Raw genomic sequence first — 23,215 nt, forward strand, 5'->3', positions numbered from 1 at the left:
AAGACACAATTAATGCTCATTCACATGAAAAAATGCGGTTTAAAGAGACTGCATCAAATGGAGTACCTTTTCTCATCACTTTTCCGTGTTTTCCCTGCAATTACACCGATTCTCACCATTCGTACACAAATGAACACGATAAAATTCATGGTATAAATTCACATGACTATTCTATACTATCTCTATTACCCATAAAAAGGACATATAATGTTTTTTGTAACCAGCCAGGCACTAATACTATAATGGAACATAATATTGTCAGTACATAACAAGGAGGCGTTACATGAATCCCGTCGGCCAGCCCCTACAGCAACGTGCCCTCTCCAAGAGGCTCATCATCTCGGGCATTATCGGTCTTATTCTATTTATTATGTTTCAGATTTCCCCTTCGCTGCTAAGCAGCTCTACAGGGGAAGATACCACCGTCATTAGCAAGGCAGAAGCCCGTGACCAAGCCGTATTATTCGCAGAACAAAAGCTCAATTACACCGAAGCACCAAACGATCAATGGAATGTACTTTACGAGACGGACTCTTCCTTTTATGGTTATATGTCTCGCGAGAAGCTTGTGGAGGACTACACCAAGAAAAAATTGGATCAAAAATATCCTTTTGATGTCTTTCGTGCAACGCTTACTCCTTCAGCGGAGCAAGAGCCGCAAATCATCGTTGACCTCAATATGTATAACGGTAAGATTGTCGCTTTCTCAAAGGCTGCAAAAGTTGCCTCCGAAGAGGGGTCAGGCATCGCTTCCGTTGGTGCAAAAGAGGACAAGGGAGCTGACCTCACTCTAGCGCAGAAGGAGAATCTTGCTCGTCCTTGGCTTCAGGAATGGGAAGTAAATCCTGCCAAGCTACAAATTGAATCGAATACAGGAAGCCATGGGCTAGTGTATACGGATAGTACTGTTCAGGTCGGCGAATCCTTATTGCACTATTATTTTGATTTCAGTGGAGAGCAGGTCTCCAGCTTTAATGCCGGATTCACTGCACCAGCTTGGCATACCTCCTACGTACAAGGACAGACCTCTTTAGCGGAAAAGCTAACATTATTCGGTTACGGTATACCCACACTGATTTTAGGAATTCTGGCACTCGTCTACAGTATTCTTAGAAGAGAGCATACTTCCTTTAAACGTGGAGTATTCCTAAGCTCAGCCTATTTTGTAATCATGATGATCAGCACCTATAATATGCTGCCTGAATCTACGGGCGAAGGGCTAGAAGCACAGATTACCTCTGTCATTATGTTTATCATTTATGCTTTGTACAGCCTGCTGATGTCCTCCTTGCTCTACTTCTCTTTAGTGGGCGGCAATGGCTTATGGCGAAAAGAGGAAGGCATGAACCCTTGGCCCCGCGCCAAAGAGCCCGGCTATGGACAATATGTGTTGGACAGTATCCGGGCTGGTTACATCTGGGCTTTCGTTCTGCTAGGGGTGCAGACGGTTATGTTCATCATATTATCGTTTACCTTGCACAATTGGTCTACTACAGACGCCACCCAATCTCCTTATAACATGAGATATGCTTGGCTTCTGCCTATCGTCGCATGGCTCGCTGGTTTATCTGAGGAAGCCATTTATCGCTTTTTCGGAATTCCTATGCTGAAAAAGGTGTTCCGGAACACTTTTGTCGCTTGCTTGATCACCACGCTGGTTTGGGCGTTTGGCCATACGTTATATCCGATCTATCCCATCAGCTCCCGTCCCATTGAGCTGACCGTAATCGGGCTGCTGTTCAGTTATATTTTCCTTCGTTACGGATTTATTGCTGTCATGTTCAGCCACGTCGTGTTTGACAGCATCCTGATGGGCGCTACGCTGATCTTTATGAAGGAGAGCGTAAATGTAGGCGCGGGTATCTTCGCGATTATTATGCCGTTCATAGTCGCTTACATCGTCTATCGATTTAATCCACCACAGAAACCTAAGCCGGTGGAGCCTTCTTCTTTGATTTAAGAAAATAAAATAGTGTACATCCTATAACCAAATTAAAAAAAGGGCATCATAGCAGCTTTAGTCGCTGCTGTGATACCCTTTTTCTTTTGTCATCATTGCTATGAGGTTGGCTCTTCGTCCTTGAGCGCATCAAGAATTTGTCTTGCCAGCTTTTCTCCAATAGAAAGTGTACGGAAATCATCCACGGAGGCTTCTTTAATTTTCTTAAGCGATCCGAAATGCTTAAGCAACGCTTTACGGCGCTTCTCACCTATACCAGGTATAGAGTCCAGCTTGGAGGTAACCATGGACTTCCCGCGCTGTTCACGGTGGAAGGTGATCGCGAACCTATGGACCTCATCCTGAATCCGTTGCAAAAGGTAAAATTCCTGACTGTCCCGGGCTAGCGCGACAGGTTCTGGCGGATCTCCAACCAAAAGCTGAGCCGTCTTATGCTTATCATCCTTAACAAGGCCGCAGACCGGAATGAATAATCCCAGCTCATTCTCCAGAATATCAATAGCAGAGGAGATTTGCCCTTTCCCGCCATCGACCACGATAAGATCCGGTATCGGAAGATTCTCCTTCAATACCCGTTCATATCGCCGCCGAATGACCTCGCGCATCGTTCCATAATCATCCGCACCCACTACCGTACGAACCTTATATTTACGATACTCTTTTCGTGCAGGCTTGCCATCAATGAAGACAACCATCGCTGAGACCGGGTTAGTCCCCTGAATGTTCGAGTTATCGAACGCCTCAATGCGGCTCAAGCGTTCAAGACCCAAGCTCTCACCTAAGCTGATCGCTGCTCCAGAGGTACGCTCTTCATCCCGTTCAATCAGCCGGAATTTCTCGTCGATAGCCACTCTTGCATTTTGACAGGCCATGCCAACCATCTGCTTCTTAAGGCCGCGTTGTGGCACAAGCACCTTAATGCCCAGCCACTCCTGCAGAATGGAGGCGCCGCCGGCGGCATCCACGATCCCAGCTGCAGCAGCTTCCTCCGCCGCCGTCGCACGTGCCTCAGCCTCTTCAGCCGATTCAGGAGTATCTTCACCCTGTTGTAAATCCGCTTCTGCTGGAGCAGCTATCGTGATCTCAGGTTTAGCCTCTTTATTAGCCAGAGACTCCTCATCGAGCACATCCGGCAGCAGAATCTCCTGCGGCAAAGCGGGATTATCACTGTAATACTGCGTCACATAAGACATAAAGTCACTGTAGGCTTCACCATAGAACGGGAACACGGAGGAATGGCGCTGAATCATCTTCCCTTGTCTCATGTACAGAATCTGTACACACATCCATCCCTTGTCTACAGCATAACCAAATACGTCCCGGTCCTTAGTATCTGTAGTGTTGATCTTCTGCTTCTCCATCAATGCATCGATATGGATAATCTGATCCCGCAGTTCCTTCGCCCGCTCAAAATATAACTCCTCAGCAGCTTCCTGCATTTTTTGCTGTAAATCCTTTTTAACCGCCTCATGACCTCCGCCTAGAAAAGCAGCGATATCCTGCGTAATCTGCTCATACTCGGATTTCTGAACCTCCTTCTCACACGGTGCCAGACACTGGCCCATGTGATAGTAAAGACAGACCTCCTTTGGCATCACACCGCATTTACGAAGCGGGTACATACGATCTAGGAGCTTTTTTGTCTGCTGAGCAGCATAAGCATTAGGATAAGGGCCAAAATATTTTGCTTTATCTTTAATCACCCGGCGTGTAACCTCAAGGCGCGGGTGAGTTTCATTCGTTATTTTTATATAAGGAAACGTCTTGTCGTCTTTCAAAAGCACATTATAACGCGGCATATGTTTCTTAATCAGATTACACTCTAGAATGAGCGCTTCCATGTTACTGGACGTAACGATGTATTCGAAATCAGCAATATTAGCGACAAGCCGCTGCGTTTTACCATTATGACTGCCTGTAAAATAAGACCGCACCCGATTCTTGAGTACCTTCGCTTTGCCCACATAAATAATAGTGCCTTCCTGATTCTTCATCAGATAGCAGCCAGGCAGATCGGGTAGTAGTGCCAGTTTATTGCGGATATTGTCCAAAATGATCCCCTCCAGCTAAATTGGACCCATGATTAGTTGGCATTCAGCACACAAAACGCCTCCGGAATGAACCGAAGGCGCTGAGTGGCAGGGCCGAGGCCCGAACAGTAGCATCTATCAATTATTGATGTTTTGCTACGATATTTTTCAGGGATTCTTTGGAGTTCAGTCCCACAACTTTATCTACCGGTTGACCATCTTTGAAGAAGATCAGAGTTGGGATACTCATAACACCAAAACGGGAAGCCGTTTCCGGATTCTCATCCACATTCAATTTTGCAATTTTCACGTCGTCTCCCAGCTCTGTGGACAATTCATCCAAGATTGGAGCGAGCATTTTACAAGGACCACACCAAGGAGCCCAGAAGTCTACTACTACAGTACCTTGACCTTCCACTTCGTTACTGAAGGATTGGTCAGACACGTTCACGATAGCCATGATATTGTTCCTCCTTTAAGTTTTGCGAAGCATTACGCACATCTTAAGCCAAAGCTTAGTTCATGGAAGCTGCTCCGAAATATGAGTTAATAAATTGTTTCATGTAATATGATAACCAAATTACCACTTACCGACACATTACAAGTATAACATATCTTTATGGGATATGTGAAATATCACTCGCAATTATATTGCCTTCAATGTATTTTTTTGCGTACTCTTTTCTTTACAACCTCCCCAGCATTTCGGTATACTTAAAGAAAGCGCATTAATTGTCAATGACTTATTTCATAAAACTAATGTCAATTTGCATCTAACAATACAGGGCTTGTCCCTGTAAGGAGGCAGAAACTATGGATGTTAACGCGCAAGTACGGGACCCACGAGAACATATCAACGAAGAACCCCGCAATGATCTTGGGGATTTAATGACCGGATTTTTCGGAATGACCACGTTTATGACGGTTGTCTTTTTCGGAATGGTCATCCTTAAATTCATTCTCTCGGAGTAAAGGAATCATCGCACAATAAAAAGAAGCTGTCTCAAAAGTAGTGAATGCTACTTATGGGACGGCTTCTTTTTTTGAGAATAATGAGGGAAAAACTCCCTGATTATAGCCGATAATTGCTATAAATGAACAGAATCAGGGAATTCCTCCCTAATAATCGGGAGAATATCTATTTTCGCTGACGAATCAGTTCATTTTTAGGGAGATATTCCCTAATTAGTAGTCTAATGAGCAGAAACCTCTGAATTTTAGGGAGGTATTCCCTAATTATCGATCAGAGTGAGTATGCCCGCCAGATGTTGCAACCGGAAAGTGTGTTTGGACAATTAAAGTACACTCAAGACTTCCGACGATCCTGCTTCGCAGCATGGAAAAAGCGGCGTTTGAGTTCGAATAACTAAAAAAACGAAGAGCAGCCATCCTCCAATAAAAGGAGAACCACTGCTCTTTTGAATTTTACATTATGAATATTCCAGCTTATCTATTGGCCCCTCGCTGATTCTCCCCATGCAGTGGAAGCACATCCACAAAAGGAGCAATGCGATCCATTAGTCGTTGGCCTTTATAGACCTCTTCACCATCTTTGCTCGTAAAGCTAAGATGTTTCTCCAAGCCATCCAATGGATAATTCGAGGTATAGAAGGTTGGTTTGCGGTTCATCCGATAATTCAAGATCGCCCCAAGTACATGATCACGAGCCCAAGGATTCAAATTTTCCGCACCAATGTCATCAAAAATAAGCAAATCACAGTTTTTCATCGTATCGACAGTTTCCTTCATTTTCTGGCCATCCATCATGATCGATTTCAAGTCCTCTATAAAGTCTGGCATGTATACGATCACTCCGGTATATCCAGCAACAGCAAGCTCATGCAGCAAATAACACATCAAAAAAGTTTTGCCTGTTCCGAAAGAGCCATGTAAATAAATGCCGCGTGAAGTCAGGCCTTCCTCTTTAACACTGGTGATATAATCAAATATTTTATTCACAGCCGAGACCCGGCGCGGGTCTTTGCCCATAATATCTATCTCATCATAACCGCCGTTAAGTACACGCTCGTCCACATAAAAGCTACGAATACGTTTGCGGATATTATCCTGATTATCTTGTGCCACTTTAAGTCGGCATGCCGTCTTGCGTTCATATAGATCCACTGAACCATTCACAGTTTCTACCGTTAGTTTACTATAATGGCCAGGAAAATCATTTGGACACTTCTCTAGTCCTGGGCAGTTCGCACAGTTTCGGCTTTCCTCTACATATTGATACAGGCGACTCATATGAAGCCGCAGTCGTGATTCGTCCAGCTCAGGATGTTCGGACTGTAATGCCTTCACAAGTGGATGATTGAATAACCCCTGTTCAAGATCGCGTTGACGCTGCCGTAGAGTTGGATTGTTGATCGAACGAAGTACATCGCCCATAGACTCCATTGTTCCACCTCTCTTTCATTAAGGCGTTTGCGATACGCCTTTTTTCTTACTAGCCTTAATTTCTGCCGCTTTCTTCATCATCGCCGCGAATTCCTCTTCCGATACTGTTCCGGCACTTCCATCATCCAGCACAATCGGAATTTCCGGTTTATTGGATCGGCCTGTATTTTTGGCATAAGAACGTGATCGTGTTCCTCCAGCAGTATTAGGCGTTGTCCCCTTGCCCTTCACTTTGGACTGATCTCTAATATATCTTACAGCCTTCTCATAGGTGTTCACTTGTTTAACCAGCATATTGGAGGCGATAGCCTCTACAAAATTGCGGTTCATCCGCTGTTCTCCACCCGAAGCTACCATAGTCATTAAATAATGAATGAGTACATTAATTACTTCACCGCTCAGCTTATAGTTCAGATCTATTTTCTCGAACATATCCATCAGATGGCTGGGCACTGCACCCGGGAAAAAGGTTTGTAGCAGTCTTGTATAAGGTTCGTTACGCAGCATCATATTATATTGGTGAATGTCGCATTTGGACAAAAATTGTGGCGGTACTTCTACATAATACTCCATCTCAACTGATTGCTCTGGTGGTGCTATAGAATCATCATTCTCTTCGGTCGCACTGGACCGGATGGAAACAACTTTTGCAGCCGCAATTTCACGTTTTTCCTGTCGTTTCATATCTTGCCTGAAATGTTGGCTCGCTTTATATTGCAACGCATCCAGCATTACCTCGCCCTCCGGTGAGAACACTCCATCCTCATCCAGCAAACGACATAAATCCTGCGGACTCAGTTCGTATTTATGAGCAACATAGTTAATTACACCCATTTGAGTATGGTCAAAGCGCAGTTTTTCTACATGAGCCCGATTCACAGACTCCCGTGGAAAACGCAAAATAATGTCACTATATCCGATTGCCTGCTCTCCGGATTCAAGCGTGCCGGGCTGTCGAACAGAGGCTACCTCCGCCAAAGCTTGCTCCAACTCATAATCAATGACATGTGTATTAAGTTGAAAAATATCATAAAAAGGCACGGAAATATTCTCTTTGCCTATAGATCTGCGACTCCACTCTTCCGGCTCGCGATTCCAGAACTGTTCCCGTAAGGACAGCACAGCAAATTTGCCAATCTTATCACGTAACAGCAAGGTTAAATGCTGAGTGGCAAAAAAGTCGGCTGGCGATAGCGGCGGCATTAGCTCATATTCATATAAATAATCATCTGTTTCCGGCACATAGATTCGACAGGTCTGCAACAGACCCACTGCTTCTAACCGGGAAGCCTGATCAATTAAATATTTGCGGCCTTTCTCATTGGGTTCAACACCCAAAGTCATAAATAGCCTGCGCTGTTGCTCCACTCCAGAATAGCCAATGCTATCTGCTGGCACATGTTCAACCAGCAAGCGATAGAAACTGATTGCAAAGGCTCCCACCATAGGTTGATATACAGAGCTAAGCATACGTCCATCTATAACACTAAGACCAAATTCGCGGGAAACGCAGTACCGATGATGTTCGGTGAAATGATGTAAGTTACTCATCCGCATCTACGGATACCCCCTTGTTTACACGAATTCATACAGGATTCTATTCTATCACAAATTAACATAGCGAAAATGTAAATAAAATCCCAATTCCGACTCTTTTCGCAATATAATCAACTTCTTCTTACGAATATCTACCTCTATTAAACAAGAAGAAACGGCTTCGCCGTCCTCTAAAGAGGAAGGTATCCCGTTTCTCGCAGAAATATAAGACTGAATCATAACATAGGCTCTTTCGAATCTTTAAAACATCTTGTAACCGCCAAAGCGCAGCTTTTGAATGGTCCATCCACTAAGTATAGCACCTGCAAGACCAGCGACACCTGTAAGATAATCAACAAAGTGGAAACTGGAGAGATGCTCCCAGAGCGACATCGCGTTTCTATCCCAAATAGAATAGATTACGACGGGTAGAATAATAAGTACGAATAGATAAGCGGGGAACCAGGTTGTCTTCATTAACATGTTAAGAATAAAGCCGATACCAAACATCATCACAAAGAATAAAACGGCTAGGATAAACACTGGAATAAATCCCATCTTACCGTCTCCACCCCTTTCTATAAAGAAGCGCACATCTTTTACAAGCTAGTAGTAAGTTTACTAGAAAAAATGTCACGAAGCAATGAACTTTATTCAAATTCACGCACTAATTCGCACACTTACAGGATGCCTCCGTTTGCTCTTGGCGGCTTGATTGCGATACAATGCAAGTAGATTAATCAGATCATACATAGCCTATGAAGCAGATGCTTCGTAAGACTAAGTTTATGCTTCAATTGCGAGTTTTACGCGATGTTATTTTGGGCGAGGCTTATGCTTCGTAAAACTAAGCGTATGCTTTCGGAGCAAGTTTTACGCGATGTTATTTCAACGAGGCTTATGCTTCGTAAAACTTTTAAGGAGTGAGATCATGATCGAAGCCGCTTTGACACTGGAAGGCTGGTATGCACTGCATGACTTCCGCTCTCTGAACTGGACCGCTTGGACGGCAGCAGATGATGAAGAACGTGCCGTTGCCCTGGAAGAACTACATGCTTTTATGCAGGAATGGAGCCCTGTTGAGGAAGCTAAAGAAGGCAGCACCGCAGTATACTCCATAGTGGGCCAAAAGGCCGATTTTGTAATGATGTTTTTGCGCGAAAGCCTAGAAGCTTTGAACCAACTTGAGACCGCCTTTAACAAAATCGCTTTTGCTCAATATACAACCAAAGCTTATTCATATGTAAGTATTGTTGAATTAAGCAACTACGCTGCTGGTGGCAGTGGCAGCGACGGCAGCGATCCAATGCAGAATCCGCATGTTGCCGCACGGCTAAAGCCTATTTTACCGCAAGCGAAACACATCTGTTTCTATCCTATGAACAAAAAACGCGAGCTTGCCGATAACTGGTACATGCTTGATATGGACAAACGCCGGGAACTCATGGCTTCACACGGGTTAATTGGACGTTCATATGCAGGCAAAGTGAAGCAAATTATCACCGGCTCCGTCGGTTTTGATGACTGGGAATGGGGCGTGACTCTGTTCGCTGAAGATGCACTGCAATTCAAAAAGCTGGTATACGAAATGCGTTTTGACGAAGTAAGTGCTCGTTACGGCGAATTCGGACCTTTTTATGTCGGCAATCTGCTGACTGAAGAATCTTTTGAAGAAATGCTCAAGCTGTAATAACAAAAAAGGGTGTGTCTCCAGTTCGTATGGAGACACACCCTTTTTACTACCATATTATTAGATTAAGACACCGAAGTTCCTGAATCCTCATCTTCGTTATCCTCATCATCTTCACGTAAACTTTCCAGATATTCAGCCGTGGCCCGATCCCGAGCGCGCCCTTTATCCTTCAGGCGTTCGATACCAGGGAGAATGAGCAGATCAATTTCCTTCTGAACGATATAAGCCAGATCATACTGGTTCTGATCCTCCAGATAAGATCCAACCTCTATCAGTCCGTTATAACGGTCCAATTCTTCCCGAGTCAGCAGTCCGCGTACCTGTACGCTGCAATGGCGCATCTTATAAGAATCTTCCTTTTTTCAGAACCAGCGGAATTCCGCCGATAATGAACAAGTAGCGCATATCTACAACTTTTTTCAACTGAGCGGCAGTCCAGCCCTTGTAAGTTTTACTGCCTACTACAGCGATTCCTTGGCCTTTGCCTAGGGAAGCTACGGTTCCTTTATTGCTGAATGCGAATTTCTTCGGCTGTTGATTGCGGATTGCTGCCACCAAATTATGCGCACAGCATTCACCCTGCTGCATAGCAATTTGAGCGGTTGGCGGGTAAGGGCGTCCTTCCGGATTAATCATAAGGGAGCCATCACCAATAATGAAGATATTCTCTTGGCCCGGTGCACGTAGATATTCATCTACCTTCACACGCCCACGCATAGCTTCAAATCCGGCAGCCTCAATAAGACGATTGCCACGGATTCCGCCTGTCCAAATAATTGTGGAGGCTTTGATTTCTTCGCCTGATGCCAGAATCACCCCGTTTGGCAGACACTCCTTGATCGCAACCCCCATCTTGAAGGTAACTCCCTTTTTGGTGAGCAAGTCCATCGCATACTCAACAAGCTCAGGAGCAAAACCAGGCAGTGCTGTCGGAGCAGCCTCTACGTTATATATATTAACCATACTTGGATCAACGTCATATTCTTTACACAGTCCAGGGATACGGTCAGCTAATTCAGCTACAAATTCGATACCGCTAAAGCCGGCACCACCGACAACAAAATTAATATGCTCCTGAGCATTGTTCTCGTTCTTGTACTTAGCGAATTGATATTCAATATGCTCGCGAATTAAACGAACGGAATTGATGCTCCGGATTGTCAGTGCGTATTTATCAAGTCCAGGAATACCAAATGTTTCAGGCTCTCCACCTAAAGCAATGACAAGATAATCGTACGATAGGGTACCATCCTCCAAAATAATCTTTTTCTGCTGAGTACGAATTTCCTGAACAGATGACTTCACGAGGTCGATCTTGAATTCATCGATTAGTTTCGAAATGGACACCCGAGTGTGTTCAATACTGTCCGTACCCGCGGCAGGCATATGTAGATGGGTAGTAAAATAGTGGTACTCGTGACGGTTTACAAGCGTGACATCCGCTTCATTATAATTCAAAGCCTTCTGCAAGCGCTGTGCGGTCAAAATACCCCCATAGCCCGCGCCTAAGATAACGATTTTGGGAATACTACTCATGTTCCGGCTCCTTCCAAGAGGTAAATCTGTCTTTGTATTTTTTATTGAAACAATGTACGGTCCTTTTTGTGAATTTATACACTTATATTTAGAAGAAATTCCAATCAAACTTGAAGCATTTCTAAATTGACCATATCCATTGTAAACCTTAGTGTAGCATTAATCAAACATTAAAATACTAAAAAACGTCACACTTTTATTGACTTCTAAAGTCTTTCTTTGCAGGTATGTGTCACAATGATTATAATAAGTAGGTACACAAGTATGGCAAAATGAATATATCAACTCGGAGGTGTAATATCCCGTGACCCAAGAGCAATCCAGCGTTCCTATGAGCGACCTTTTAATCATAGGTGGCGGGCCAGCTGGCATGTTTGCCGCATTTTACGGCGGAATGCGTCAGGCATCAGTAACCCTTATTGAAAGTATGCCCCAATTGGGGGGACAACTTGCTGCCCTTTATCCAGAAAAATACATTTATGATGTGGCAGGTTTTCCAAAAGTAACAGCACAAGAATTGGTCGACAACCTGTCTCGGCAAATGGATATGTTCCAATCCAATATCCGGCTGGAGGAGAAAGTGATTTCTGTTCAAAAACGGGACGAACGTCATTTTGTGGTTACAACCGATGTAGCCGAATACCACAGTAAGGCGATCATCATTACAGCTGGTGTAGGTGCATTTGAACCTCGTCGTTTGGAATTACCCAACGCTGGACGTTTTGAAAAAGCAAACCTCCATTATTTTGTAAATGATCTAAATGCCTTTAAAGATAAAAAAGTTCTGATCAGCGGTGGCGGTGACTCTGCAGTTGACTGGGCACTCATGCTGGAACCCATCGCTGAACAGGTAACCCTGATTCACCGCCGGGATAAATTCCGTGCGCATGAACATAGCGTTGAGAACCTGATGGCTTCCAAGGTTAACGTAGTTACCCCTACTGAAATTACAGAGCTGCATGGTGAAGAGTTCATTACTAAGGTTACATTGTCAAATATCAAGACCAAAGAAACTCAAGAAATTGAAGTGGACAGCGTTATTGTTAACTTCGGATTCATCTCTTCCCTAGGTCCTATTGCCGAATGGGGTATTGAGATTGAGGGGAACTCCATTGTTGTTGACTCGCGTATGGAAACAAGTATTCCAGGCATATTTGCTGCCGGCGATATCACAACTTATCCTGGTAAGCTGAAGCTGATTGCTGTAGGATTTGGCGAAGCTCCAACGGCTGTGAATAATGCTAAGGTGTACATTGATCCAGAAGCCAAGCTTTCACCGGGTCACAGCAGTAATATGAAACTCTAAATCTATTAACACAATAAAAAAGGGTATTCTTACAGGCCTGTTGATAACAGCCTGTGAGGATACCCTTTTATGTTTGTTTGTGCCTCGCGGTTTTATATATGTAGCCTGCTACAAAGTTATCCTTTGCGCTTTTTAATGAAGAACCGCATGTACTGGAGAGTGTAAGTTTCGTTTGCGAATTTCAACGAGTAGAAGAGCGATGAAATCATGCTCTAGTTGCAGCTCTATTGCTCTATGGTAAGAGTCAAGCAGCATCTCATCCGACAATTCAACCATAAACTTCATCTACCTTTCCTTTATTTGGATCTGAATCTATCATATCAAACTATCATTTTTCGAACAAGCGTTCGCGTTATCCACAAGTACATGTGGAAATCCTGTGTATAAAATGTGTGTAAGCGTTATAAAGGTACTAGCTACACAGTGGACTATGGGGATAATAGTTATACACAGGATTGAACCACTTGTATACAGCTAAAAATATATTTTTATTGTAAATAAATTACAATGTTATTTACCCCAAAAGAACGCAACTAAACGCAATTTTATCTTACTACTCTATTATCGTCAATTCTTAAAATAATTGTTAATTTATTGAGGTCTTGTATTAACCTCCAGAATCCATATTTTCCCCGAATAATCTACAGCATAATCAAAGCCCAGCTCACCTATTCCCGGAAAATGCCGTTCCATAATTCCGATACATACATGGGTTAGTCTCCGCATTTCTGCTTTCTTCGCTGAAGCTTTAATCCGCGGCAACGATCTACGAAGTCCTTCACGACATGATAGCATCGTTCCCCCTTTACAAAGATTGGTCACGAACAGACCTGGCCGAGCCAATCTACCTACCATGGAGCGAAATTCCCAAACATCACCATTTTTAACTACTTTGACCCGATAATCAATAGGCCGCCCGCCGATTCTCGCCAGGGAAATCCCTTGTTGAATCAAATATCTGCGTCTTGCTTTCACAGTATTAAGCGCACGTCTCATGGATCCAAAATCCTTGTAAATTCGAGTTCTGTCCATATAGGTGAATCCATAACCGCGACTATCCCGAAAAACTTTGATTACACCGTAACCTCCGCCACCCACAATAGGTTTAATGACAACATTTCCATATTTACGAAGCATTGCCAGGAGCGTTTCTGCCCTGTACCCCCTCGTCATTGGGATATAGGGTGCAACCCGAGCATCGGTCAGCAACGCCTCTGTCTTCAGCCACTTACTGGCCAATTGTCTTCCTGCCATCGTCCTTTCCCTCCCTTCACAATCCAGCCTACCCTATACATTACTCAGAGAAGGTCTCGCCCTCTTGTATGATTGTCCGTGTAAGATGCCGCTCTTAGCAAAAAGGGCTTAGTGTTTAGCACAGCATCAGTCGACAGCGACAGGGTACAACCGCGGATTTTGTAGATTCAGTTCTCAAGAAATTCGACATCATTATCTTAATGGATGAGTTCACTATAACTAGAATAATCTTCAAAATCGTTGTATTATTAATAGCGGTTACATTTTCAATTTCTACTATTATAGTGAGTACTAACAGAATCACTAAAAAGCACAGCGCGGGGAGGGCTCAGAATGGCACAGTTTTTTGAGGTTTTATATTGGGTGGCTATGCTTGGGATGTCCATTGTATTGGCTGGAACGACTATACTGATCTGCGCCATCGGCTTTAAATTTATTAAAGACAAACGCAGAGCACTGGGTACGGGCTGTATCGCCTTCTCCCTTGGAGCTGCAGCGCTCATCGTATTTATGATTAATTACAAGTTTATTATTCCAGCCTAATGTACGCAGGGACTGCCTATAAGCAGCTTATTTCTATGAACAGACGGTCCGACCATCGCAAAAAAACAACAGAGCAGCGATTCTCCAGTTATGTGGAGAATCGCTGCTCTGTGTTTTTAATCAATAGCTATCTGCTTCAACAGTGTCGTTAACCCATAAGCGTTTCGGACCCAGATGACGCTATTTGCAGATTTTCAACCTTTTAGGCGTGGTTTCGGACTCCAGTGACACTATTGCTTAAAAAGAGCTTCATATTTACTGATTTTCATAGCAATAGCGGCAATGCGGTCCGTTGGCACCACAAATATGGGGAAATGCGGCGTTTAGGGTCATCTGTGTCCGATACAAGGTTCGCGATACATGGTTTGCTTCCTATGTAAAAGAATAAAGAGCTACCCCAGCGCACATTAAATGGCTTCTGAGAAACTCCCCTTTTACTCATAAATCTAGCGACAGGCGTATCATATCTATGACTTGAATCCCATTTTCAAAGATCTCTTCGCTGTAATGCCTAATAAAAAAGTCTCTATCAATTCCGGTGATTCTGAATCCGCATTTCTGATAAAGTGCCAATTGTCCAACGCTCGAATTTCCTGTGCCAATTTCAATGGTTTTTGCCCCAAGCAGCTTGGCATTCTGAATCGCATGGTTCAGCAGCTGTTTTCCTATACCTTGTCCGTGTTTATTTTCGTCGACGGCGATATTAACAATCTCTACAGTCTCCGGTCTTGTCTGCAGCACAACGTAGACTCCGATGATGCTGTTATCTACCTCAGCCACACAACATAACCCTCTTCGTAAATATCCGTTAACTAAGCTCTCCGAAGGATCTGCTAATAGAAGTAATTCTAATGGAGGCTGTTCACCAGCTTTTAATTTTCTGATTTCCATTTCCGAACTCCTTGTGATGATTTTTGTCATTGAGAATAAAAAAAACTCCAAGCCTGTGTTGTTAGAATCCAACACGGGGCTTGGAGCCGTGATTGCTGCTATTAGCAAGGCTCTTCGTTCGGTTTCCCTGCATCCGTAGCTGTACGGAAGCTTGAGCCGCAGCCACAGGTTGCAGTAGCATTAGGGTTGTTGATGGTGAAGCCACCCGTCATGCCGGATTCTTCAAAGTCGATTTCGAGACCATCCAGGTAACGAAGGTTCTCCTTCTCCACAACCACTTTCATGTCTTGAATGTCCATATATACGTCCTGATCGGTTTCATTATCATCAAAGCCCATAGCGTACGAGAATCCACTGCAACCGCCGGGCATTACTCCAATACGGAGGAACATGTTCGGTACTTCTTGTTCAGCAAGCATCGCCTTTAATTGTTCTGCTGCTTTTTCACTAATATTAATCATGATCTCATCCTCCTACAAATTCGTCTCACTTCATAAGCGGAAACTTATGTTTAAGGGGCCTTCCGGCCAAAAGTTATTTCTTAAAAATATAAGAAAGTATAAGTGTTGCACCTATTCTTTATGTCTTATATTTCTCGCTCAAACGCTTATCACCTTTATAAGGATGCCAATGACGTTTATGCTTGATAAATTCAGTATAACCGACTATTCCGTTACCCTCAAGTCACAACTGCCTTAGGCATGACCCTTCACAGCAAAAAACACCATCAATATCAAGCTGTTGATACCCTTAGGAGAGTAGGTTTATAATAGGGAAGGCACTCTAAGTAAAAATTCGGAAATTTGTCACGGAGGCAAGCTCGCCTCTTTCTTTTTTAGAATGAACAGCTACCACTTGGGTACGTCTGGAATTTATCTTCGAGCAATCTGCTCGTAAACTTTCAGGAGGAAATCATAATATGTCTACTCTTTTTACCCCCCACACGGATGCCCGAATGGCGAACATTATTGATAAGGTTCGCAGCGGCGAAAGATTGAATTTGGAAGATGGCGTTTATTTATATCAAAGCAACGATTTACTTACCATTGGCCAGCTAGCGAATGAAGTCAATATCGCCAAGAATCACAACCGGGTATATTTTATCGAAAACATGAGTCTATATTTCACCAATGTTTGCGAATCGCACTGTGCATTCTGCAATTTCCGCAAAGATGATGGAGAAGAGGGAGCCTATACCCTTTCCGGTCAGGAAATGGTGCAATATGTCGAACAACATATCCACCCAGGCGTACGCGAATTCCACATTGTTGGTGGCCATAACGACAAGGTTCCCTTCCAATATTATGTGGATTCTTTAAAGGCTTTGAACGAACGTTTCCCTGAGGTTACCTTAAAAGCCTACACTGCCGCTGAGATTGATTTCTTTACCCGTATTAGCGGTTTGAGTATTCGTGAGGTACTGGAACAATTGCGTGCTGCTGGACTTAAAACACTCACCGGTGGTGGCGCAGAGATATTATCCGACCAATATCGTAAAAAAATGCGTGTAGACAAAGCTAATGTGGAAGAATATCTGGAAGTCCATCGGACAGCACATCAGCTTGGGATGAAGACCCATACCACTATGCTGTACGGCTCCATTGAATCTCACGAAGACCGTATCCGCCATATGATGCAAATCCGTGATTTGCAGGACGAAACCAATGGCTTTATGGTATTCATTCCATTGTCCATGCAGCCTAAGAATAAAAACGCTGGCATCATGCGCCGCAACTCTGCTTATGAGGATCTGAAGACCATTGCGATCAGCAGATTGATGTTGGACAATTTCGATCACATCAAAGCGTACTTCATTAACATTGGCCCTCAGCTTACTCAAGTTGCGCTGAACTTCGGTGCATCAGACGTGCATGGCACAATTCTAAAAGAACGGATCAGCCACGCGGCTGGCGCCTTAACACCGGAAGGTCTGACTCGCGACGAATTGATCTGGCTAGTGAAAGGTGCTGGACGAATTCCTGTCGAACGTGACACTTTCTATAATGAGGTTAAGATATACGAATAAGAAGACTACCTGAGATTTGTTATCCCATATTGGAAAGGAAGTTCGGTCAGCATGAGAACAATACTCGTTCTTGGCGGTGGCTACGGCGGCCTAGCCTTAATTCAAGAATTACTCAATAATCATCTTCCTCATGATGTTGAAATTATCTTAATTGACCGAATGCCTTATCAAGGAATCAAAACGGAATATTATGCGCTCGCCGCAGGTACCGTAACTGATTATCACCTGCGCATTCATTTTCCGGTTCACCCCCGGCTTACTGTCCGGTACGGTGAAGTGAGTTCCATTGATTTGGAGAGCAAAATAGTCAGTATGGAATCCGGTGAGATTGTATCTTATGATCTCCTAGCCATTGCTCTTGGCTGTACCGATAATTACCACAACATCCCTGGTGCTGATCAATATACCTGCAGCATCCAGACCTTTGCTGGTACTCGGGAAACCTACCGCCGTTTAAATGATGTGAAGCCTTACGGAACGATAAACATCGTAGGTGGAGGATTAAGCGGTGTTGAATTAGCCGCAGAGCTTCGGGAGAGCCGTCCAGACCTTAACATTGCTATTCTGGATCGCGGTGAACGTGTTTTGTCTGCCTTTCCGGCAAAGCTGTCACAGTACGTAGAGGAATGGTTTCATCACCATCAGGTGCAAACGCTGGGACGAATCTCTGTATCTCATGTAGAGAAGGATTCGATTTTTAACGGTACCGAGGAAATCCTTTCAGATGTGACAGTATGGACCGCAGGAATTCAACCTGTAAAAGTAGTTCAAGATTTGAATGTGTCGAAGGACCGCGGTGGACGGATTATGCTGGATGAGTATTATCGTATACCGGATTATCCTGAGGTATATGTGATTGGTGACTGTGCCAGTCTGCCATTCGCACCAAGCGCACAAGCCGCTGGAGCACAGGGTGAGCAGGTAGCTCAGGTTATTCAAGCCACCTGGCGCGGTGAGACTCCTAAGCTTCATCCTATTCGCCTGAAGGGTACTTTAGGGTCACTAGGCAAAAAAGCAGGATTCGGACTTATGGGACAACGCTCCGTCAAAGGACGGGTTCCCCGCATCCTCAAGAGCGGAGTGCTCTGGATGTCGAAACGCACTTTAGGATAAGCCTAAGATTGGTTCATAAGTATTCAACGAAGCTACTCTCAGATAAACACGAGAGTAGCTTTCTTACGTTATTGGTGCGTATACTCTACGGACTCAGATATCCTTATTCGCAAATTTTTAGCCTTTGGAGGAGAGTTTCGGACTCCAGTGAAGTTATTGCTTATAATGAGGTTCATTTATGCTGTTTTTCAGGTGAATAGTGACTATGGGGTCCGATAGCAATCCAAATGTAGGAAAATACTCAATATAAGGTCGCCTGAGTCCGGTGGCACCTTCACGGTAGCACCTGCACTCTCCAATATGTTGCCTAATCGATCAAATTGGTGGATTTTGTTCAAGTAAGGTTCCAAAAAGAGGGAGCACTCCATAATTTAGATTATGAAGTGCTCCCTCTTTTTTTCTCGAGAAATTTAGTCAAGATCTATATTAAACCAAGCCTCAAGCTCTTTGATCTTGGCCTCAATTTTCTCTTCTAGCTCTGCAACAGTGTCTGCTGCAATAATGTCACCTTCAACCATGGCGAAAGGCATTAAATAACACTCTCCACAATTGTTCAGACATCCGTATTCAATGACATCATAATCCGGATTTTCCTCCAGCTTATGCATTAGCTTGTCTGTTCCGTGACCCATGTTGCTGGAACAAAATTCAATAATTGGTCTCATGATGATCTCCCTATTCCGCCTAACCATTTTATTTTTTAACTTTTTGTACTATAATGAACTTACGAAAGGAGTGATTGAGAAATGAGTGAGAATGCACAAAGCACCGAGATGTATGATGAAGTACTAGAAGTGCTGGATAAGCTTCGTCCGTTCCTGCAGCGCGATGGCGGTGACGTAGAACTGGTCGATGTGGAAGACGGCATCGTTAAGTTGAAACTTATGGGTGCCTGCGGCAGCTGCCCAAGCTCCACGATCACCTTGAAAGCCGGGATTGAACGCGCCCTCCTTGAAGAAGTAGAAGGCGTTGAAGAAGTAGTTCAAGTATTCTAAATCCCGTTCAATAACCCTCCCGATTCTCCTGTAAAGGAGATCGGGATTTTCTTATTATAGAGGATTTAACATTCTCTCACAACCTTAGAACACAAAACCCGCAAGCCAACTTGGCTGCGGGTTCTTGTTATGACTATAGACGAATTTAGCTTAATTCCTTAAAACGCTGGAATGATCGCACCTTCGTACTTTTCTTCAATGAAAGCTTTAGCTTCTGGAGAATTCAGGGCAGCAACCAGCTTTTTGATGGCTTCGGAATCTTTATTGTCTTGACGGGTTACCAAAATGTTAGCATAAGGGGAATCTACACCCTCGATGAACAGTGCATCTTTAGTTGGAACAAGACCAGCGTCTAGTGCAAAGTTCGTGTTGATCAAAGCAAGGTCTACCTCATCCAGTTGACGTGGGAGCATAGCTGCTTCCAATTCAATAATGTCGAGGTTTTTCTTGTTTTCAGTGATATCTGCTTTCGTTGCAGCAATGTTTGTATCATCTTTCAAGGTAATCAGACCATTTTTTGCAAGTAGGATTAGTGCACGGCCACCGTTAGTAGCATCGTTCGGAATGGCAACTTTTGCACCATCAGCCAACTCATCGATCGATTTGATTTTTTTGGAATAAGCTCCAAAAGGCTCAACGTGAACGGATGCAACGGAGACCAGATCTGTTTTATTATTTTTGTTTTGGTCATCCAGATACGGTTGGTGTTGGAAAAAGTTAGCGTCTAACTCCTTCTCATCAAGCTGCACGTTAGGTTGAATATAGTCAGTAAATTCTTTAATTTCAAGTGTAATTCCATCTTTTTCAAGCAATGGAGCAATAGCCTTCAAAATTTCAGCATGAGGCACAGGTGAGGCACCAATAACCAGTTTCACAGGATCTTTAGTAGGTTCACTTGTTGCTTCTGCATTTGGTGCTGTTGTAGCAGCCGAGCTCCCAGCATTATTAGATGCATTGTTGTTACCGCAAGCCGCAAGCACCGCAACCAGTGTCAGGCTAAAAAATGTAAGTAGTACTTTTTTCATTGTAAATCCCCCTCTAATCTATATTTTGTATTGAATAAGGATATATATGGATGTACCTTATTTCCGTGTGTAATGTTTTACGAGTCGGTCACCGGCCATTTGTAGCAATTGCACCAGTACGACAATAAATAATATAGAAACAATCATAATCTCCGTCTCATAGCGGTGGTAGCCGTAACGAATCGCCAAGTCACCTAATCCGCCGCCCCCAACCATACCAGCCATTGCTGTATAGGAGACCAGTGTAACCAGTGTGATCGTAACTCCAGCTAGCAGACCTGGACGAGCTTCTGGCAAAAGAACACGCATAACGATTTGGTTCGTCGATGCTCCCATACCTTGTGCGGCTTCGATGACTCCGCGGTCTACCTCTCTTAACGACGTCTCTACCAAGCGGGCAAAAAACGGAGCTGCACCAATCACCAGAGGTGGAATCGTACCGAGTACACCAATGGAGGTTCCAACAACGGCTTTGCTGAAAGGAATTAGAGCCACCATCAAAATGATAAAGGGTACGGAACGTAGGATATTTACAAGTAATGATAAGACCGAGTAAGTTACTCTGATTACTATACTATTCGATTTCCCCCATAAATACAATAGAATTCCGAGTGGTAAACCAAGAATAATTGTGAACAATCCGGAAAAAAATATCATTTTTATAGTAGCAACCGTAGCATCCATCATTTCTTGCCAATTTAGATCTGCAAAATTCATTACGAAATCACCTCCACATCAAGGCCTTGAGCAATTAGTCTGGAGATCGTTACAGCAATTGCCTCAGCTGGCCCTTCAAACCGCACAATCATCTGTCCATAAGGCACATCTTTAATCGTTGAGATGGTACCATGTAAGATTGCAAAGCTCACACCCGTATCACGCACGACATCGGATAGTGCCGAGCCGTAAGTTTTTTCTCCGAAAAAAGTAATTTTGACAGCTTGAGAGTTATCCCCGGCAGCAGCATCAAGCGCCACTCGAAGAGGCCCTTCATTCTGTGTCTCACTGCGGATGAAATCGCGTGTAACCTCATGCTGCGGCTTGAGAAATACCTCTGTAACTTTGCCTTGTTCAACAATCCCACCACCATGTATGACCGCGACACGGTCGCAGATGCTCTGGATTACATGCATTTCATGCGTGATCAGCACAATGGTCAAATGGAATCTTTTATTAATATCAAGCAGCAGCTTAAGAATGGAATCCGTTGTCTGGGGATCAAGCGCAGAAGTGGCCTCGTCACACAACAGCACATCAGGGTCACTGGCTAGTGCCCGGGCGATGCCGACCCGCTGCTTTTGTCCTCCAGATAACTGAGAAGGATACTTATCTGTATGTTCTTCAAGCCCAACTAGAGCGAGCAGATCTTTCACTTTTGTATCAATAGCTGTTCTAGATGTACCTGCAAGTCGCAGTGGAAAGGCAATATTATCATACACCGTCGCCGAAGAAAGCAAATTGAAATGTTGAAAAATCATCCCAATCTTGCGCCGCTGTTCCTGTAATTGACCTTGGTTAAGGCTAGTTAGTTCAACACCGTCTACCCAGACCTCACCTTCTGTCGGACGTTCCAACAGATTAATGCAACGGATCAATGTACTTTTCCCCGCTCCAGAGTGGCCGATGACTCCGAATATTTCACCTTTCTCGATGGACAGATTCAATCCAGAAAGCGCTGTTGCCGCATTACTCCCTTTTCCATAAACCTTTGTTATCCCTTTTAGATTAATCAACTCTCGTCGCCCCCCCTTTATATTTCACTTATTCTATACAAAAAAACCTCCAACGATCGATGCAGATCGCAAGAGGCTCTGTGGGTTTATTAAGACAATGCCTTCTCATCTGCCAACGACCGCAACCTGCGCCATTGTAGGAATTAGCACCATGACATTTGTACAACGCTTCCCGCGCTGGATACAAATCGGTTGCCGGGCTTCATCGGGCCTATCCCTCCGCCGCTCTCGATAAGATAAAGTTATGAAATTATATTTTTTCTGAAATCGTACATACTTTAATGCAAGCATAAGTATAGTGAGTTTATCGATTTTTGTCAAAAGGAAATATATTGAACGATTACGATTTTATGCTCTTTGCCTTGCTTATTTCCTTACGCAGCTGTTCATTGCTGTAGCTGAATGCCGCGATTAATGTCTTACAGTTCATTTCGAGCGATTGTTTTAAATCCTCAAGATGGCTATCCAGATCCTCGAGCTGAATTTTGTCATGCAGACCTTGGTGCCGCTGCCACAAATCATCCTGCATTTCAGAATTCATATAATGAATTTCAGCATTTCTGCGCTTGCGTAAATTCTCCAATGGATCGCGGTAGGAGTTCTTGATCTGTTCCAGTTGATCCGCTAATGCAGGATGCACATTCAATAATTGAAGCTGACGCAGCACTGTAAAGTAAGAAAAGTGCGTTTTTAATTTGGATGTTTTGAGATCATAAAAATGATTCAGTACCGTCCCAAGCTTGTCCAGAAGAGAGAAAACCCGGATAAAGCCATCTTTATAAAAATAAACATAACGTGCATAATCGCCCTGTTCCACCGGTGTCATATCATCCATATAACCCGCAATCACTAATTTCCGGTAAAAAGCGGCCGCGAACCAACTTTGCTCCAGTTCATCCAGAGAGGAAATCAGCCCACGTGTCCAAATCTCCAGCTTGCGGTATTCATGGTCATTATCCTCATGGGCACTCATTTCCTTGCGCAGCAATGCTGCAAAAGTGGCCATATTCTCCATCGCATCAGCCAACACACCACTGTTCTTTCGAGGCGGCTCTCCAAGTAATACCCGCAGCATATCCCAGTCCTCCTAAAGTTTTGTTCAGCGTCTGCTTCCATGGACTGCTTCGTACAAAACTCGCGACGTAAGCATCGGCCAATCAGCTCCACGATA

Annotated in this window: 24 protein-coding genes and 1 riboswitch; of the genes, 8 read left to right on the plus strand and 16 right to left on the minus strand. The window is 43.9% G+C overall.

Translation table 11 applies throughout. The features are described from left to right. Nucleotides 1-283 precede the first annotated feature (283 nt). A complete protein-coding gene (locus MKX34_RS27180; RefSeq protein WP_076296376.1) occupies nucleotides 284-1,960 on the plus strand; it encodes a CPBP family intramembrane glutamic endopeptidase in 1,677 nt (558 codons plus the stop codon). Between the two features lie 98 nt (nucleotides 1,961-2,058). On the opposite strand, the gene uvrC is transcribed toward MKX34_RS27180, so the two are convergent. Both uvrC and trxA read right to left on the minus strand, forming a co-directional pair. Then, nucleotides 2,059-4,011, minus strand: a complete 1,953-nt coding sequence (gene uvrC / locus MKX34_RS27185) for an excinuclease ABC subunit UvrC (RefSeq protein ID WP_303396590.1) — start codon at nucleotides 4,009-4,011, stop codon at nucleotides 2,059-2,061. 121 nt (nucleotides 4,012-4,132) lie between these two features. Next, nucleotides 4,133-4,450, minus strand: coding sequence for a thioredoxin (gene trxA / locus MKX34_RS27190; protein WP_036679814.1), 318 nt, complete (start codon nucleotides 4,448-4,450; stop codon nucleotides 4,133-4,135). 353 nt (nucleotides 4,451-4,803) lie between these two features. Here trxA and MKX34_RS27195 point away from each other — a divergent pair, with 353 nt between their 5' ends. After that, a complete protein-coding gene (locus tag MKX34_RS27195) occupies nucleotides 4,804-4,962 on the plus strand; it encodes a YqzM family protein (protein ID WP_094902239.1) in 159 nt (52 codons plus the stop codon). Between the two features lie 474 nt (nucleotides 4,963-5,436). Here the strand turns inward: MKX34_RS27195 and dnaI are convergent, their stop codons facing one another. The 3 genes from dnaI to MKX34_RS27210 all read right to left on the minus strand — a co-directional run bounded on the left by dnaI (nucleotide 5,437) and on the right by MKX34_RS27210 (nucleotide 8,487). Continuing rightward, the gene (gene dnaI, locus MKX34_RS27200) at nucleotides 5,437-6,393 is read right to left on the minus strand and encodes a primosomal protein DnaI (protein WP_036685219.1); all 957 of its coding nucleotides are present in this window, start codon (nucleotides 6,391-6,393) and stop codon (nucleotides 5,437-5,439) included. 18 nt (nucleotides 6,394-6,411) lie between these two features. Then, nucleotides 6,412-7,950, minus strand: a complete 1,539-nt coding sequence (locus tag MKX34_RS27205) for a DnaD domain protein (protein WP_038573182.1) — start codon at nucleotides 7,948-7,950, stop codon at nucleotides 6,412-6,414. Nucleotides 7,951-8,190: 240 nt separating this feature from the next. Beyond that, nucleotides 8,191-8,487: a YuiB family protein gene (locus MKX34_RS27210; RefSeq protein WP_036685224.1), complete on the minus strand. Its 297-nt coding sequence runs from the start codon at nucleotides 8,485-8,487 to the stop codon at nucleotides 8,191-8,193. Nucleotides 8,488-8,860: 373 nt separating this feature from the next. Here MKX34_RS27210 and hemQ point away from each other — a divergent pair, with 373 nt between their 5' ends. Continuing rightward, nucleotides 8,861-9,619 carry a hydrogen peroxide-dependent heme synthase gene (gene hemQ, locus MKX34_RS27215; protein ID WP_036685226.1) on the plus strand — a complete coding sequence of 253 codons (759 nt, stop codon included), beginning with the start codon at nucleotides 8,861-8,863 and terminating at the stop codon, nucleotides 9,617-9,619. A 65-nt stretch (nucleotides 9,620-9,684) separates the two neighbouring features. On the opposite strand, the gene MKX34_RS27220 is transcribed toward hemQ, so the two are convergent. Further along, nucleotides 9,685-9,963, minus strand: a complete 279-nt coding sequence (locus MKX34_RS27220; RefSeq protein ID WP_036685228.1) for a hypothetical protein — start codon at nucleotides 9,961-9,963, stop codon at nucleotides 9,685-9,687. Nucleotide 9,964: 1 nt separating this feature from the next. Next, entirely contained in the window at nucleotides 9,965-11,158 is a 1,194-nt protein-coding gene (locus tag MKX34_RS27225; RefSeq protein WP_036685230.1) for an NAD(P)/FAD-dependent oxidoreductase, read from the minus strand. Nucleotides 11,159-11,489: 331 nt separating this feature from the next. Here MKX34_RS27225 and MKX34_RS27230 point away from each other — a divergent pair, with 331 nt between their 5' ends. Beyond that, nucleotides 11,490-12,464, plus strand: a complete 975-nt coding sequence (locus tag MKX34_RS27230; protein WP_036685581.1) for an NAD(P)/FAD-dependent oxidoreductase — start codon at nucleotides 11,490-11,492, stop codon at nucleotides 12,462-12,464. A 132-nt stretch (nucleotides 12,465-12,596) separates the two neighbouring features. Here MKX34_RS27230 and sda read toward each other — a convergent pair whose 3' ends face one another. Together sda and MKX34_RS27240 are read right to left on the minus strand one after the other, a co-directional pair. After that, on the minus strand, nucleotides 12,597-12,740 hold the full coding sequence (gene sda / locus MKX34_RS27235; protein WP_036685584.1) for a sporulation histidine kinase inhibitor Sda: 144 nt from the start codon (nucleotides 12,738-12,740) through the stop codon (nucleotides 12,597-12,599). Between the two features lie 315 nt (nucleotides 12,741-13,055). Then, nucleotides 13,056-13,718 carry a YheC/YheD family protein gene (locus MKX34_RS27240; RefSeq protein WP_036685231.1) on the minus strand — a complete coding sequence of 221 codons (663 nt, stop codon included), beginning with the start codon at nucleotides 13,716-13,718 and terminating at the stop codon, nucleotides 13,056-13,058. Nucleotides 13,719-14,051: 333 nt separating this feature from the next. Between MKX34_RS27240 and MKX34_RS27245 the strand changes: the two genes are divergently transcribed. Beyond that, a complete protein-coding gene (locus tag MKX34_RS27245) occupies nucleotides 14,052-14,261 on the plus strand; it encodes a hypothetical protein (protein ID WP_036685233.1) in 210 nt (69 codons plus the stop codon). Between the two features lie 438 nt (nucleotides 14,262-14,699). On the opposite strand, the gene MKX34_RS27250 is transcribed toward MKX34_RS27245, so the two are convergent. Both MKX34_RS27250 and MKX34_RS27255 read right to left on the minus strand, forming a co-directional pair. Continuing rightward, nucleotides 14,700-15,152: a GNAT family N-acetyltransferase gene (locus tag MKX34_RS27250; RefSeq protein WP_036685234.1), complete on the minus strand. Its 453-nt coding sequence runs from the start codon at nucleotides 15,150-15,152 to the stop codon at nucleotides 14,700-14,702. 101 nt (nucleotides 15,153-15,253) lie between these two features. Next, entirely contained in the window at nucleotides 15,254-15,613 is a 360-nt protein-coding gene (locus MKX34_RS27255; protein ID WP_076296374.1) for an iron-sulfur cluster assembly accessory protein, read from the minus strand. A 458-nt stretch (nucleotides 15,614-16,071) separates the two neighbouring features. Here MKX34_RS27255 and mqnE point away from each other — a divergent pair, with 458 nt between their 5' ends. After that, nucleotides 16,072-17,178 carry an aminofutalosine synthase MqnE gene (gene mqnE / locus MKX34_RS27260; RefSeq protein ID WP_076296373.1) on the plus strand — a complete coding sequence of 369 codons (1,107 nt, stop codon included), beginning with the start codon at nucleotides 16,072-16,074 and terminating at the stop codon, nucleotides 17,176-17,178. Between the two features lie 51 nt (nucleotides 17,179-17,229). Continuing rightward, nucleotides 17,230-18,291 carry an NAD(P)/FAD-dependent oxidoreductase gene (locus MKX34_RS27265; protein WP_076099373.1) on the plus strand — a complete coding sequence of 354 codons (1,062 nt, stop codon included), beginning with the start codon at nucleotides 17,230-17,232 and terminating at the stop codon, nucleotides 18,289-18,291. A gap of 410 nt (nucleotides 18,292-18,701) precedes the next feature. Here MKX34_RS27265 and MKX34_RS27270 read toward each other — a convergent pair whose 3' ends face one another. Then, the gene (locus tag MKX34_RS27270) at nucleotides 18,702-18,956 is read right to left on the minus strand and encodes a YuzB family protein (protein WP_036685247.1); all 255 of its coding nucleotides are present in this window, start codon (nucleotides 18,954-18,956) and stop codon (nucleotides 18,702-18,704) included. Nucleotides 18,957-19,037: 81 nt separating this feature from the next. On the opposite strand from MKX34_RS27270, the gene MKX34_RS27275 reads away from it, so the two are divergent. Continuing rightward, nucleotides 19,038-19,286 carry a NifU family protein gene (locus tag MKX34_RS27275; protein ID WP_036685249.1) on the plus strand — a complete coding sequence of 83 codons (249 nt, stop codon included), beginning with the start codon at nucleotides 19,038-19,040 and terminating at the stop codon, nucleotides 19,284-19,286. Between the two features lie 158 nt (nucleotides 19,287-19,444). Here the strand turns inward: MKX34_RS27275 and MKX34_RS27280 are convergent, their stop codons facing one another. From MKX34_RS27280 to MKX34_RS27295, 4 genes are all read right to left on the minus strand, one after another. After that, on the minus strand, nucleotides 19,445-20,311 hold the full coding sequence (locus MKX34_RS27280) for a MetQ/NlpA family ABC transporter substrate-binding protein (protein ID WP_036685252.1): 867 nt from the start codon (nucleotides 20,309-20,311) through the stop codon (nucleotides 19,445-19,447). Between the two features lie 57 nt (nucleotides 20,312-20,368). Next, nucleotides 20,369-21,028 (minus strand): methionine ABC transporter permease, encoded by a 660-nt coding sequence (locus MKX34_RS27285; RefSeq protein ID WP_036685255.1) that lies wholly within the window; start codon nucleotides 21,026-21,028, stop codon nucleotides 20,369-20,371. Beyond that, entirely contained in the window at nucleotides 21,028-22,044 is a 1,017-nt protein-coding gene (locus MKX34_RS27290) for a methionine ABC transporter ATP-binding protein (RefSeq protein ID WP_036685258.1), read from the minus strand. Before MKX34_RS27290 ends, MKX34_RS27285 begins: the two co-directional genes overlap by 1 nt. Before the next feature lie 102 nt (nucleotides 22,045-22,146). Further along, nucleotides 22,147-22,282: riboswitch (SAM riboswitch) on the minus strand. A 102-nt stretch (nucleotides 22,283-22,384) separates the two neighbouring features. After that, the gene (locus MKX34_RS27295; RefSeq protein WP_036685261.1) at nucleotides 22,385-23,119 is read right to left on the minus strand and encodes a Cthe_2314 family HEPN domain-containing protein; all 735 of its coding nucleotides are present in this window, start codon (nucleotides 23,117-23,119) and stop codon (nucleotides 22,385-22,387) included. Nucleotides 23,120-23,215 lie beyond the last annotated feature (96 nt).

It is taken from the genome of Paenibacillus sp. FSL R5-0636, from assembly GCF_037974255.1.
GTDB classification, from domain to species: domain Bacteria; phylum Bacillota; class Bacilli; order Paenibacillales; family Paenibacillaceae; genus Paenibacillus_AQ; species Paenibacillus_AQ odorifer.